Here is a 14,685-nt window from a genome sequence, read left to right on the forward strand (position 1 = left end):
GCATGTCGATTCAAAATGTAATGGTCATTGGCGCCGGACAAATGGGTTCCGGCATCGCGCAGGTTTGCGCGCAAGCAGGATTGAATGTGAAATTGAATGATATGAAGCAGGAAGCATACGAGCGTGGAATCGGGACCATCACCAAAAACCTGTCCCGTAATGTTGAAAAAGGCCGCATGACAGAAGATGAAAAAACAGCCGTTCTCGGCCGCATCACCCCATCGCTTGATCTGAAGGATGCACATGATGTCGATATCGTCATCGAAGCGGCTGTCGAAAACATGGCCATCAAGCACAGCATCTTTAAAACACTGGACGAAGTGGCGCCGAAGCACGCAATCCTGGCAACGAACACGTCGTCACTTCCAATCACAGAGATTGCGGCAGTCACTAATCGCCCAGAGCAGGTCATTGGCATGCATTTTATGAATCCGGTACCGGTGATGAAATTGGTTGAAATTATCCGAGGCTTGGCAACTTCCGATGAAGTCTACAAAAAAGTAGAAGAAATGACGGTTCAATTGTCGAAAACACCTGTGGAAGTGAACGACTTTCCGGGATTTGTCGCTAATCGCATCCTGATGCCGATGATCAATGAAGCGATTTTCACGCTTCAAGAAGGTGTTGCGACCAAAGAAGCGATCGATGACATCATGAAACTCGGCATGAACCATCCGATGGGGCCGCTGCAATTGGCTGATTTTATCGGATTGGATACCTGCCTGTACATTATGGAAGTACTGCATGAAGGATTCGGCGACAGCAAATACCGCCCAAGCCCGTTATTGCGCCAATACGTCAAAGCAGGCTGGCTGGGCAAGAAAACCGGACGCGGTTTCTATGAATACACTTAATTATTAGGGGGAACCGCAATGGATTTGCACTTTACAGATGAACAACTTATGATGCGCAACATGGTGCGAGATTTCGCGAAAGAGGAGATTACACCGTTTATCGAGAACATGGAGAACGGCGAATTTCCAACAGCTATTCTGAAGAAGATGGGCGAGCTTGGATTGATGGGCATAACGGCACCGGAAAAATACGGCGGCTCGGAAATGGATTTTACTTCTTATATCACAGCTATCCATGAACTATCAAAAGCGAGCGGTGTGGTTGGGGTTATCTTATCAGTCCACACGTCTGTCGGCACCAACCCAATCCTTAATTTCGGATCACAGCAGCAAATCGAAAAATACGTACCAAAACTGGCGAGCGGGGAATATCTTGGCGCTTTTTGCCTGACAGAACCTTCGGCAGGATCGGATGCAGCCAGCCTTAAGACAAAAGCTGTGCTGGACGGCGATGATTATGTGTTGAACGGCTCGAAAGTCTTTATCACCAATGGCGGGGAGGCCGATACGTATATCGTATTCGCGTCTACAAAACCTTCCGCAGGTTCACGCGGAATTTCGGCTTTCATCGTTGAAAAGGATACGCCGGGCTTGATCATCGGCAAAAACGAAAAGAAAATGGGTCTCCATGGTTCGAAGACGGTCCAATTGACTTTTGAAAACATGCGGATACCGGTTGAAAACCTGTTGGGCGAAGAAAATAAAGGATTCAGCATCGCAATGGCGAATTTGAATGTGGGACGGATCGGCATCGCGGCACAAGCGCTCGGCATCGCCGAAGCGGCATACGAGTATGCAGTCGCCTATGCCAAAGAGCGTGAGCAATTCGGAAAACCGATTGCACAGCAACAAGGCGTCGGCTTTAAACTGGCAGACATGGCGACGCAGGTGGAAGCAGCGAAACTGCTGGTCTACAACGCAGCTGACCTCTATTCCAAAGGCAAAGATTGCAATAAACAGGCTTCCATGGCGAAACTTTTCGCGTCGAAAGCCGCAATGGATGTGACGATTGAAGCCATCCAGGTTTTCGGTGGCTACGGCTACACGAAAGATTATCCAGTCGAGCGCCTGTTCCGCGACGCAAAAGTGACGGAAATTTACGAAGGCACAAGCGAGATTCAACGCATCGTCATTAGTAAACAACTAATCAAGTAATTAATTGGAGGAATGGAAAATGAATTTTCAACTGTCTGAAGAACATGAAATGATCCGCAAAATGGTAAGAGATTTCGCTAACAAAGAAGTGGCGCCAACAGCGGAAGAACGCGACGAAGAAGAACGCTTTGACCGTGAAATTTTTGACAAAATGGCTGAACTGGGCCTTACAGGAATTCCATGGCCGGAAGAATACGGCGGAATCGGATCGGATTATTTGGCGTATTGCATCGCAGTTGAAGAATTGTCACGCGTTTGCGCATCAACAGGTGTTACATTATCTGCGCATACTTCACTTGCCGGATGGCCGGTTTACACATTCGGAACAGAAGAGCAAAAGCAAAAATACCTTCGTCCGATGGCTGAAGGCACAAAAATTGGTGCTTACGGCTTAACAGAACCCGCTTCAGGATCAGACGCAGGCGCGATGCGCACTTCTGCAAAAGAAGATGGCGACCATTATGTGCTGAACGGCTCGAAAATCTTCATCACCAATGGCGGGATTGCGGACATCTATATCGTATTCGCGGTAACGGATCCAGAATCGAAGCATAAAGGCACGACAGCATTCATCGTTGAAAAAGACTTTGAAGGCTTCTCGGTCGGCAAAAAAGAACGCAAGCTCGGCATCCGTTCAAGCCCGACAACAGAAATCATTTTCGACAACTGCCGTGTACCGAAAGAAAACGTTTTGGGCGAGCTTGGCCAAGGCTTCAAGATCGCAATGCAGACACTTGACGGCGGACGCAACGGCATCGCAGCTCAGGCTGTCGGAATCGCACAAGGCGCGCTTGATGCATCGATTGATTATGCCAAAGAGCGTGAGCAATTCGGCAAGCCGATTTTAGTCAATCAAGGGGTTTCATTCAAATTGGCGGATATGGCGACTTCGATCGAAGCTTCCCGTCTGTTGACTTACCAGGCAGCTTGGTTGGAATCAAATAAATTATCCTACAGCAAAGAGTCGGCGATGGCGAAATTGATGGCCGGCGATACAGCAATGAAAGTGACAGTCGAAGCGGTTCAAGTATTTGGCGGCTATGGCTACACGAAGGATTATCCGGTCGAACGCTTTATGCGCGACGCGAAAATTACGCAAATCTACGAAGGCACGCAAGAAGTCCAGCGTCTGGTTATTTCCCGGATGGTCACGAAATAAGCGGAGGGTTGCCTTATGAACAAAAAGCGTGAAATTGAGTCCTCCGTGAAAGACGAAAGCCTGATTGAAAAGCGCCGCGAACAAATGATCCGCGGGGCTGTCACGCTTTTTAAAGAAAAAGGCTTTCACCGGACGACGACGCGGGAAATTGCAAAAGCAGCCGGTTTCAGTATCGGTACGTTATACGAATATATCCGGACCAAAGAAGATGTGCTGTATCTCGTCTGTGATTCCATCTACGACGAAGTGCACACGCGCCTGGACCGGCTCGATATCGAACAAGGCTCCATCAGCGTATTGGTTACGGCGATCGAGCATTATTACACATTGATCGACGATATGCAGGATGAATTCGTGGTCATGTACCAGGAATCCAAATCCTTGCCGAAAGACGCATTAAACTATGTGTTGAATAAAGAACTTGAAATGGTGGCGATTTTCGAGCGCCTGTTGATGCAATGCGTCGACAACGGGGAAATCGAGATGAGTCCGAAAGAAGTGGTCATGGCTTCCCATCATTTATTTGTTCAGGGACAGATGTGGGCTTTCAGACGGTGGGCGTTAAACGATTTCACCATCCAGGAATTTATCAGCATGCAAACCAAATTTCTTTTGCAGGGGATGGCAGGGGAAAACATCTCAATACAGGGGGCTTGATCATAATGGCTACAATTGAAGAAACGAAGACTTATCAACCGAAAAACCATATCCGCTTTGTCACAGCTTCCAGCCTGTTTGACGGCCATGACGCGTCCATCAACATCATGCGCCGGATTCTGCAGTCAAGCGGTGCAGAAGTAATCCACTTGGGCCATAACCGGTCGGTTGAAGAAGTGGTCAATGCAGCGATTCAGGAAGATGTCCAGGGAATCTGCATATCGTCCTATCAGGGCGGCCATATGGAATACTTCAAGTATATGCACGACTTGCTTCAGGAAAAAGGCGCTTCGCAGATCCGCATTTACGGCGGAGGCGGAGGCGTTATTTTGCCGCGTGAAATAAAAGAGCTTGAAGAATACGGCATTGCCGGTATTTTTTCGCCGGAAGACGGCCGCAAAAAAGGGCTGCAGGGCATGATTACGGAAATTGTGGAAGAATGTGATTTCTCGACAGCGAAACCGGATGTGAAGGTTGAAAACCTGTCAGCCGACGAGCCGGTTGTGTTGGCCCACGTCATCACAGCAGCGGAAGAAGCCCACACGCGCGATACCGATACCGACGATCTGTTGAGAGCGGTTCGGGAACAGACAAAAAATACACCGGTCCTTGGCATCACAGGAACAGGTGGAGCCGGTAAAAGTTCATTGACGGATGAATTGATTCGCCGATTCTTGTCTGAACTGCCGGATAAGAAAATCGCGATTCTTTCAATTGACCCGACCAAGCAAAAAACGGGCGGTGCACTTCTTGGTGACCGGATCCGCATGAACGCCATCTTTAACAAACGGGTTTTTATGAGAAGTTTGGCGACACGTGGTTCACGCTCTGAGTTGTCTGGTGCCATCGGCGACGTATTGGATGTCGTGAAAGCGGCCGACTTTGATTTGATCATCGTTGAAACGAGCGGAATTGGCCAGGGAGATGCGGAAATCGCTAATTTCTCGGATATTTCCATGTACGTCATGACCAGCGAATTCGGTGCGCCTTCACAGCTTGAGAAAATCGATATGATCGATTATGCGGATTTGATTGTCATCAATAAATTCGAACGCAGCGGTTCGCAGGATGCGCTTCGCCAAGTGCAGAAGCAGTATCAGCGCAGCCATCTTCTGTGGGAAAAAGACCTGGACGAAATGCCAGTCTACGGTACGATCGCCAGCCAATTCAATGATAAAGGGACCAATTCCCTGTTTGCTGCATTAGTGGCTACGGTCAATGAAAAATGTGGAACCGACTGGGAAACGGATTACGATAAATTCGTCAAAACCCAGAAAGAGAACCTGATCATTCCAAATGATCGCCGTTATTATTTGCGCGAACTGACGGATACGGTCCGCGGCTATCACGCAAAAGCCAAAGAACAATCCGCCTTTGCGCGCCGCCTGTTCCAATTGGAAGGCGCCATCGAAGCGGTAAAAGAAAAAGCGCCGGATGATGCATTGGTCGCTTCACTCGAATCGCTGGCTGACGGCGTGCGTGATGAACTGACTGCTGAATCCAAACGCATTCTCGCCAACTGGGATGCATTGAAAGAAATGTATGCCGGCGACGAATTCGTCACATCGGTCCGCGACAAGGAAATCCGTACAATCTTACGCACAGAAAGCCTGTCAGGCATCAAAGTGCCACGCGTCGTATTGCCGAAGTTCGTCGATTACGGCGAAATCCTGTCATGGGTTTATGCGGAGAACGTTCCGGGTTCATTCCCTTATACAGCTGGAGTATTCCCGTTCAAACGTGCCGGAGAAGATCCAAAGCGCCAGTTTGCTGGCGAAGGAACACCCGAACGCACCAATCGCCGCTTCCATTATTTATCGAAAGATGATGATGCAAAACGTTTGTCGACAGCATTTGACTCGGTGACGCTTTACGGCGAAGACCCGGACCACCGCCCGGATATTTATGGGAAAGTCGGCGAGTCGGGTGTGTCGATCTGTACGCTCGATGATATGAAGAAACTGTACGCAGGATTCGACCTGTGTGCGCCATCGACGTCCGTCTCCATGACGATCAACGGACCGGCGCCGATCATTTTGGCGATGTTCATGAACACAGCCATCGATCAGCAGGTCAAGTTGAATGAAGAAAAACTGGGCCGCACATTGACGGTCGAAGAATTCACGGAAGTCCGTGAAAGCACGCTGCAAGTCGTACGCGGAACCGTACAGGCCGATATTCTGAAAGAAGACCAAGGACAGAATACCTGCATCTTCTCGACCGAATTCGCGCTTCGCATGATGGGCGATATCCAGCAATACTTTATCGACCACAAAGTCCGCAACTATTACTCTGTATCGATTTCGGGCTACCACATTGCCGAAGCCGGCGCGAACCCGATTTCACAATTGGCGTTCACGCTGTCCAACGGGTTCACGTACGTGGAATATTACTTGAGCCGAGGCATGAACATCGATGACTTTGCGCCGAACCTGTCGTTCTTCTTCTCGAACGGACTGGATCCGGAATATACCGTCATCGGACGTGTAGCACGCCGCATCTGGGCAGTCGTCATGCGCGATAAATATGGCGCAAATGAACGCAGCCAGAAACTGAAATACCATGTCCAGACATCAGGACGCAGCCTTCACGCGCAGGAAATCGACTTCAACGATATCCGCACGACATTGCAGGCCTTGATGGCGCTGCAGGACAACTGCAACTCGCTGCACACCAATGCCTATGATGAAGCGATTACGACGCCGACGGAAGAATCAGTCCGCCGGGCGATGGCGATCCAGATGATCATCACCAAAGAGCACGGCTTGTCAAAAAATGAGAACCCGCTGCAAGGTGCCTTCATCATCGAAGAAATGACGCAATTGGTGGAAGAAGCGGTGCTGACCGAGTTTGACCGCATCAACGACCGCGGAGGCGTCCTGGGCGCGATGGAAACACAATACCAACGCGGCAAAATCCAGGAAGAGTCCATGCATTACGAAATGAAGAAACACACAGGCGAATTGCCGATCATCGGCGTCAACACCTACCTGAACCCGAATCCACAATCGGACGACGACATCAATGCGATGGAAATCGCCCGCGCCACAGTGGAAGAAAAAGAAACGCAAATCAACAACCTGCGCGCTTTCCAGGAACGCAATGACTCAACCGAAGCTTTGGAGCGCCTCAAGCAGGCAGCCAAGACCGGCGGCAACATCTTCGAAGAATTGATGGAAACCGTAAAAGTCGCAAGCCTCGGCCAAATCACAACGGCCTTATACGAAGTCGGCGGGCAGTATAGACGGAATATGTAGTTGGAAAAGCGGAAGCAGCCGTTTTGCTCCGATAGGCTTAAGACGACTTGGCGAAGCGGCATGTTTTCAGCCGCACAGCCGAGTTGACTTAAGACCCCGAGGGGCTGGGCGGAGGAGCTGGACAAGGAAAAGTGAAAGTGCCTGTTTAGCTCTGAAAGGCATAAGGCAGACCGGCGAAGTGGTGTTCTTTGCGACGAAGCACAAAGTGCTGCAGGAGCAGTAGGGCTTTAAACAGGCCAACATAGTACTACGCTTCCTGGCGCAACGGTTAGCTGACCCAAATCCTGTGGGCCTCTGCCCACGAAATCAAGGTTTGGATAAAAAAACTGAATAAAACACGATAAAAGTAAGCGGAATCCATTTGAAGACGGATTCCGCTTACTTTTTTTGGCGGAAAAGCGAGCTGGATTTAATTTGTGGGCGTTCAAACAGAATTGTGGTCGCTCACGGGGATTTATGGGCGTTCAAACAGATTTGCGGTCGTTTGGCTGAGTTAAGACCTAAGAGCCAGATGGATGAAAGTATGAAAAAAGGCGAAAACCCGTCAAAAGACGGGCTTTGCACCTTTTTTGAGAAGAAAAAGAAAAGAGAGATCTAACTTGCAGGCTGAGACACTGGATTTTCATTGATTTAAAGTAGGTTATGCACGCTCAGCAGGAAATATGCGCGCTCAGAAAAAAATGTGCACGTTCAAAAGAGAATACGCACGTTCAGAAAAAAATATGCACGTTCAAGAAAAAATACGCACGCTCAGCAGAAGTACAGAAAAGGAAGTATGATAAAAAGAAGTTAAATCCAGAACCTGATTTAAAAAAGAAAATATTCCCAAAAAGATAATCCATAACATTCCTCTACTAGTTCCGCCAAGTCGATATCCCTGCTCTTTTTCTGTATAATAGAAGAATACGCACCGCAGAAACCAAGAAGGATGGATCCTATGCGCAAAGCTATCCACTACATAATCATCACAATCTGTGTCATACTGATTTTCTTCCTGTACAATAAAGCTTTGGGATCGATTCCGTTTATGATTCTGGCGCTCTATTTGTTTTATTTCGGATGGAGACAAATAGATCCGAGAAAAAAGAAAACACGGTAGCGGAGACTAGGTAGTTTGTATATAATGAATTAAGTTACGAAAGAAGAAGGGACGTGCACGGAATGAAAATTCGTGAATTATCTAAAGAAGAACTGATAGAAGAGTCATTCGTTGACTTGACATATGCAATGCTGGAAGAAACACATGAAACAAGAACTTACGCAGAATTGGTTGCGGAAATCGAAAAATTGCTGAACTTGTCTAAAGAAGAAATGAAAGATCGTCTTGTTCAGTTCTATACTGACCTGAATATTGACGGCCGCTTTTTGATCTTGGGCGAAAACCGCTGGGGCCTTCGCGAATGGTATCCGGTTGAACAGATTGAAGAAGAGTCGGCGCCGACCGTTAAAGCACGCAAGAAGAAAGCCAAAGTGGCTGACGACGAAGGCTTTGACGATTTGGACGAATTGGCATTGGAAGATGAATTGGAGTTTGAGGACTTCGGTGAAGACGACGATGACGATGACGACGAGGATGAAGTGGTTAAATCACCGGTTGAAGTGGAAGTCCTGGATTTCGATGCGGATGACGACGACGAAGAAGACGTCGACGTTCTGGTTGAAGACCTCGATGGCAACATCATCGATGATGAAGACGACGACGACGAAGACGACGATGAAGAAGATGACTTGAAGTAATCTGAACATTTTTTCACCTTGACTTATGAGGCTAGACTGGATAAGATTTTACTGGGCTCCTTAAAATAGGAGAGATGATTCGTACAGTTTACGCGCTCCCCCTGCATATGCAGCAGGTGGAGCGCTTTTTATTTTTACCATTCGAGGAGGAAGTAGGCATGACGAAGTATATATTTGTAACCGGTGGGGTTGTATCATCACTAGGTAAAGGGATTGTAGCCGCGTCATTAGGGCGTTTATTGAAAAACAGAGGGTTGAATGTAACGATTCAAAAATTCGATCCGTACATCAATATCGACCCTGGAACAATGAGTCCGTATCAGCACGGAGAAGTTTTTGTGACAGATGATGGCGCAGAAACGGATTTGGATCTTGGCCATTACGAACGTTTCATCGATATCAATTTAAACAAATACTCAAACGTAACAACCGGGAAAGTCTACTCGACCGTTATCCAAAAAGAACGCCGCGGAGATTACTTGGGCGGAACAGTTCAAGTTATTCCACATATCACAAACGAAATTAAAGACCGTCTATTGCGCGCTGCCAAAACAGCGAAAGCAGACGTAGTCATCACGGAAATCGGCGGAACCGTAGGCGATATCGAATCATTGCCATTCCTCGAAGCAATCCGCCAAATGCGTTCTGATCTTGGGCGAGATGAAGTTATGTACGTCCACTGTACCTTGATTCCGTATCTTGGAGCAGCTAAGGAAATGAAAACAAAACCGACACAGCATAGTGTAAAAGAACTTCGCAGCCTCGGCATTCAGCCGAACCTGATCGTCGTGCGTACAGAACATCCAGTGCCACAGGACATGAAGGACAAGATTGCATTGTTCTGCGACATTAAGCCGGAAGAAGTAATCGAATCACGCGATGTTGACGTGATCTACGAAATGCCGCTTCGCCTTCAGGAACAGCATATGGACCAAATCGTCCTTGATCATTTTGGGATCGAAGCGCCTGAAGCGAACATGACAGAATGGAATACCCTGGTCGATAAAGTAAAATCGCTTAAAAACAGCGTACGCATCGGCCTTGTCGGAAAATATGTAGAATTGCAGGATGCTTATATTTCTGTAGTGGAAGCCTTGAAACATGCCGGTTTCGCATTTGATTCTGAAATCGAAGTGGATTGGATCAACGCTGAACACATCAATGCCGACAATGTTGCAGAAAAATTGAAAGATTGTGATGGAATCCTGGTTCCAGGTGGTTTCGGCGACCGTGGAGTTGAAGGGAAAATCGCGGCTACTCAATTCGCACGCGAAAACAATGTACCGTTCTTCGGTATTTGCCTCGGCATGCAGTTGGCATCTGTCGAATTCGGCCGTAACACCATGAATCTGGAAGGTGCACATTCTTCTGAATTGAACGCTAAAACACCATACCCAGTCATTGATCTATTGCCTGAGCAAAAAGACATCGAAGACTTAGGTGGAACACTTCGCCTTGGCTTGTATCCTGCGAAACTTGAAAAAGGTTCAAAAGCGCATGAGGCTTATGGAGAAGAATTGGTTTACGAAAGACATCGCCACCGTTACGAGTTCAACAATGAATACCGTGAAGCTTTCGAGAATGCCGGATTCAAATTTACAGGCACCAGCCCGGATGGCCGCCTGGTGGAAATTATTGAAGTTGCTGACCACCCGTGGTTCGTGGCATGCCAATTCCACCCAGAGTTCATTTCAAGACCGAACCGTCCGCAGCCATTGTTCCGTGAATTTGTAAAAGCATCCATTGCCAATAAATAAATGGCAAAAGCCTTCCCTGAAAATGGGAAGGCTTTTTGCATAAATTTATTCATTCAAAAGTTGGTCAATCTGCTGCTTGACGGCATAATAAATATAGAGCGCGGCCATGGCGTGCGGAACTAACCCGGGCAAGCCGTCGTCCTGTAACAGGGTGCCTTCATGGCTGCTTAGGGGAAGGAAGGCGTCAGCCAATTCACTTTCGTCTGAATGGGACGCGACAAATGCGAATGGAATGCCGGCGTCCGCTAACCTACCGGCGAGTTCATCCCCTTCATTATTCGGTGCCAGAACCCAGACGCGGTCGGTACTGGTGACGATGCTTGCCGGCGCCCACTCGGCTGCAGCGATCAACGGCGCTTCGCTATGCAGTGCTGCGGCAGCCACAGCTTTCATTTCACCAAAGGCTGCGATGAAGATGGTCCCTTCCGCAACGGCGGCCTGTGCCAAAACACCGGCAATGCTGTCAATGGCAGGCTGCTGCTTGGACAGGCGCTCAAACAATCGGGTCAATTGTGCAGTTAATGGATCCATAAAACTCACCTCGTGAAAAAAGTATAGCAGATAAAGGAGTGGTTCTTCTTGAAAACCATTTTAATTGTCGATGACCAGCCAGGAATCCGGCTGTTGCTGAAAGAAGTATTCAGCAAAGAAGGATACCACACGATTACAGCGGGCAGCGGAAAAGAAGCGCTTGAAAAAGTGCAGGAAGTTTGCCCGGATCTGGTGCTCTTGGATATGAAAATCCCCGGTATGGATGGCATTGAGATCCTTAAGCGCTTGAAGAAAAACAAGTCGGCTGTCCATGTTATCATGATGACGGCTTACGGTGAACTTGATCTCATTAAGGAATCCATGCACTGGGGAGCGGAACGTTATTTCACTAAGCCTTTTGATGTCTTCGAAGTGCGTGACGCCGTTAAGCAGTTATTGGAAGAGTAAACAACGAAGAAGTAGCGTAAGTACTGGGTTTTTGATATAGTATAAAGGATATTCGCTTTAAACATTGCTGAGGAGGAATTCTAAATGCCATTGGTTTCAATGAAAGAAATGATGATAAAAGGAAAACAAGAAGGATATGCAATCGGTCAATTCAATTTAAACAACTTGGAGTTCACACAAGCTATTCTTCAAGCCGCACAAGAAGAGAATTCTCCAGTCATTTGCGGAGTTTCTGAAGGTGCAGCCCGTTACATGGGTGGATTTACGACAGTTGTTAATATTGTCAAAGGATTGATGCATGATTATAAAATTACGGTTCCCGTGGCGATTCATTTGGATCACGGTTCAAGCTTTGAAAAATGCAAGGAAGCGATTGATGCTGGATTCACTTCAGTTATGATTGACGCCTCCCATCATCCTTTTGAAGAAAACATTGAAATCACGAAACAAGTCGTAGAATATGCACGTAAGCATAATGTTTCCGTTGAAGCGGAATTAGGAACTGTCGGTGGACAGGAAGATGACATCATTGCAGATGGCGTGATTTATGCAGATCCTCAGGAATGCAAACAGATGGTTGAACAAACCGGAATCGATTGCCTGGCACCTGCTCTAGGTTCGGTCCACGGTCCTTATAAAGGAGAACCGAATTTAGGCTTCGAAGAAATGGAAGAAATTTCTCAGCAGTGTGACGTGCCGCTTGTATTGCACGGCGGAACAGGAATTCCTCTAAAGGATATTCAACGTTCTGTTTCACTTGGTACATCGAAAATCAATGTCAACACAGAAAGCCAGATTACATCGGCTCAAGCAGTCCGCGACAAATTGAACAGCGATCCGGATGTCTATGATCCCCGCAAATACCTGGGACCAGCCCGCGACGCAATCAAAAAAACGGTAATCGGCAAAATGCGTGAATTTGGAAGTTCAGGAAAAGCATAATAAGAGACAAAAAAAGATGGGAGAGAAGTGTCCAAAAGGCGCCTTCTCTTTTTCCCGTCATACTGGAGGAAAAAAACTATGAAATTTTTCATCGACACAGCAAACTTTGACGAAATTAAAGAAGCACATGCCTGGGGTATCCTATCGGGTGTTACAACCAATCCATCACTGGTTGCAAAAGAAAAGAATGTTTCATTCCATGACCGCCTGAAAGAAATTGCTGCACTTGTTGACGGTTCAATCAGCGGCGAAGTCATCTCACTTGATGCAGAAGGCATGATTAAAGAAGGCCGTGAACTTGCAGACCTTGCTCCGAATATCACGGTTAAATTGCCGATGACTCCAGACGGTTTGAAAGCTTGCTCGGTTCTTGCTTCAGAAGGCAAAAAAGTCAATGTCACATTGATTTTCAGTGCCAACCAAGCATTGCTTGCAGCACGTGCAGGCGCGTCTTACGTGTCACCATTCCTTGGACGCCTTGACGATATCGGACATAACGGAATGGACTTGATCGCAACAATCGCAGAGATTTTCGCCATCCATGACATTTCTTCAGAAATCATCGCTGCTTCAATCCGTCACCCGCAGCACGTTACAGAAGCTGCTTTGAATGGTGCACATATTGCCACTATGCCGATTAAAGTTATGCACCAGATGTTCAAACACCCGCTGACAGATCAAGGAATCGAAGCATTCCTGGCTGACTGGGAAAAACGTTCAGTGGAAGACGGCGTAAAGTAAAGAGAGCAGTGGATTTCCCCGTTTGAAAAGCGGGATAGACTAAAATTGTGATCGGCATCTAGTCCAAAGGCCGAAGCAATGGAACTTTTCGGACGAAACGAACTGTCCGAAAAGGAGAAAAAGGAGAAATTTAATGGATGTTTATAAAATAAAGGGCGGCAAACGCCTTTCCGGAACAATTAAAGTCAATGGCGCTAAAAATAGTGCAGTAGCTTTGATTCCTGCATCGATCTTGGCGAATTCGCCAGTAACGATTGAGGGATTGCCGGGAATTTCCGACGCTTGGACACTGAAGAGCATTTTGGAAGAGATCGGCGGAGAAGTAACATTCGAAGACGGAACGATGAGTATCGATCCGACGAAAATGATCGATATGCCTTTGCCGAACGGCAATGTGAAAAAACTTCGTGCCTCCTATTACATGATGGGCGCGATGCTGGGCCGCTTCAAGCATGCAGCAATCGGCTTGCCTGGCGGCTGTTTCTTAGGCCCCCGTCCAATCGATCAGCACATCAAAGGCTTTGAAGCGTTAGGCGCAAAAGTGACGAACGAACATGGCGCCATTTATTTGCGTGCAGATGAACTTCGTGGAGCTAAAATTTACCTGGACGTTGTCAGTGTCGGCGCAACAATAAACATCATGCTGGCAGCTGTAATGGCTAAAGGGCAGACGACGATTGAAAATGCGGCAAAAGAACCGGAGATTATTGATGTAGCGACTTTATTGACCAATATGGGCGCGAAAATCAAAGGAGCCGGAACAAATGTCATCCGTATCGATGGCGTGGAAGAATTGCACGGCACCAATCATACGATCATTCCTGACCGCATCGAAGCCGGAACTTTCATGATTATGGCTGCTGCTATAGGGGATGGTGTCACGATCGATAACGTGATTCCTTTCCATATGGAAGCATTGACTGCCAAATTGCGTGAAATGGGCGTTGATGTTCAGGAAGGCGAAGAATCGATTTATATTCCGAAATCCGATGATTTGCATGCAATCGATGTAAAAACCCTGGTCTATCCAGGATTTGCGACAGATCTTCAACAGCCGTTTTCTGTGCTGATGACACAGGCCCAAGGATCTTCTATGATTACAGATACCATCTACTCGGCACGCTTCAAGCATATCGACGAACTTCGCCGGATGAATGCAAGCGGGCGTGTGGAAGGAAGAGCGGCGATTATCACCGGTCCGACTCCGCTGACATCGGCAACTGTCGTTGCATCCGACTTGCGTGCAGGAGCGGCATTGGTCATTGCAGGATTATTGGCGGAAGGCGAAACGGAAATCCGTGAAATTTATCATATTGAACGGGGCTATTCGTCCATCATCGAAAAATTGCAGGGCCTTGGCGCTGATATCCGGAGAGAGACCATCGATCCGGTGACAAGCATGAAGTCCGACCTTAGCCAAGACGCGAATTGACTCTCTTTTAGCGTAAAAATATGTGCTACAATAATGAAGACATAGCGTTATAGCT

The 14,685-nt window shown here is 47.5% G+C and carries 13 protein-coding genes; 12 read left to right on the plus strand and 1 reads right to left on the minus strand.

The window, feature by feature from the left end; all coding sequences use genetic code 11:
- The first annotated feature begins 2 nt into the window (after positions 1–2).
- From Q0785_RS01675 to Q0785_RS01710, 8 genes are all read left to right on the plus strand, one after another.
- Entirely contained in the window at positions 3–854 is an 852-nt protein-coding gene (locus tag Q0785_RS01675; RefSeq protein ID WP_298824340.1) for a 3-hydroxybutyryl-CoA dehydrogenase, read from the plus strand.
- A gap of 18 nt (positions 855–872) precedes the next feature.
- Positions 873–2,009 (plus strand): acyl-CoA dehydrogenase, encoded by a 1,137-nt coding sequence (locus tag Q0785_RS01680; protein WP_298824343.1) that lies wholly within the window; start codon positions 873–875, stop codon positions 2,007–2,009.
- Positions 2,010–2,028: 19 nt separating this feature from the next.
- Complete coding sequence (locus Q0785_RS01685) at positions 2,029–3,168, plus strand: acyl-CoA dehydrogenase (protein ID WP_298824346.1); 1,140 nt, start codon at positions 2,029–2,031, stop codon at positions 3,166–3,168.
- Between the two features lie 15 nt (positions 3,169–3,183).
- Complete coding sequence (locus tag Q0785_RS01690; RefSeq protein WP_298824349.1) at positions 3,184–3,825, plus strand: TetR/AcrR family transcriptional regulator; 642 nt, start codon at positions 3,184–3,186, stop codon at positions 3,823–3,825.
- A gap of 5 nt (positions 3,826–3,830) precedes the next feature.
- A complete protein-coding gene (icmF, locus tag Q0785_RS01695) occupies positions 3,831–7,082 on the plus strand; it encodes a fused isobutyryl-CoA mutase/GTPase IcmF (protein WP_298824352.1) in 3,252 nt (1,083 codons plus the stop codon).
- 361 nt (positions 7,083–7,443) lie between these two features.
- The gene (locus Q0785_RS01700) at positions 7,444–7,680 is read left to right on the plus strand and encodes a hypothetical protein (protein ID WP_298824353.1); all 237 of its coding nucleotides are present in this window, start codon (positions 7,444–7,446) and stop codon (positions 7,678–7,680) included.
- 563 nt (positions 7,681–8,243) lie between these two features.
- On the plus strand, positions 8,244–8,819 hold the full coding sequence (gene rpoE / locus Q0785_RS01705; RefSeq protein WP_298824355.1) for a DNA-directed RNA polymerase subunit delta: 576 nt from the start codon (positions 8,244–8,246) through the stop codon (positions 8,817–8,819).
- Between the two features lie 158 nt (positions 8,820–8,977).
- Positions 8,978–10,576, plus strand: a complete 1,599-nt coding sequence (locus tag Q0785_RS01710; protein ID WP_223640274.1) for a CTP synthase — start codon at positions 8,978–8,980, stop codon at positions 10,574–10,576.
- A gap of 45 nt (positions 10,577–10,621) precedes the next feature.
- Here Q0785_RS01710 and Q0785_RS01715 read toward each other — a convergent pair whose 3' ends face one another.
- Positions 10,622–11,107 carry a DUF2529 family protein gene (locus Q0785_RS01715; protein ID WP_298824359.1) on the minus strand — a complete coding sequence of 162 codons (486 nt, stop codon included), beginning with the start codon at positions 11,105–11,107 and terminating at the stop codon, positions 10,622–10,624.
- A gap of 48 nt (positions 11,108–11,155) precedes the next feature.
- On the opposite strand from Q0785_RS01715, the gene Q0785_RS01720 reads away from it, so the two are divergent.
- From Q0785_RS01720 to Q0785_RS01735, 4 genes are all read left to right on the plus strand, one after another.
- Complete coding sequence (locus tag Q0785_RS01720; protein WP_298824362.1) at positions 11,156–11,515, plus strand: response regulator; 360 nt, start codon at positions 11,156–11,158, stop codon at positions 11,513–11,515.
- Between the two features lie 84 nt (positions 11,516–11,599).
- Positions 11,600–12,457: a class II fructose-bisphosphate aldolase gene (locus Q0785_RS01725; RefSeq protein WP_223640284.1), complete on the plus strand. Its 858-nt coding sequence runs from the start codon at positions 11,600–11,602 to the stop codon at positions 12,455–12,457.
- Positions 12,458–12,535: 78 nt separating this feature from the next.
- Positions 12,536–13,198: a fructose-6-phosphate aldolase gene (gene fsa, locus Q0785_RS01730; protein WP_223640287.1), complete on the plus strand. Its 663-nt coding sequence runs from the start codon at positions 12,536–12,538 to the stop codon at positions 13,196–13,198.
- A gap of 133 nt (positions 13,199–13,331) precedes the next feature.
- Complete coding sequence (locus Q0785_RS01735; protein ID WP_298824367.1) at positions 13,332–14,630, plus strand: UDP-N-acetylglucosamine 1-carboxyvinyltransferase; 1,299 nt, start codon at positions 13,332–13,334, stop codon at positions 14,628–14,630.
- Positions 14,631–14,685 lie beyond the last annotated feature (55 nt).

This window comes from uncultured Planococcus sp., assembly GCF_947501725.1.
In the GTDB taxonomy this organism is placed as follows: Bacteria; Bacillota; Bacilli; order Bacillales_A; family Planococcaceae; genus Planococcus; species Planococcus donghaensis_C.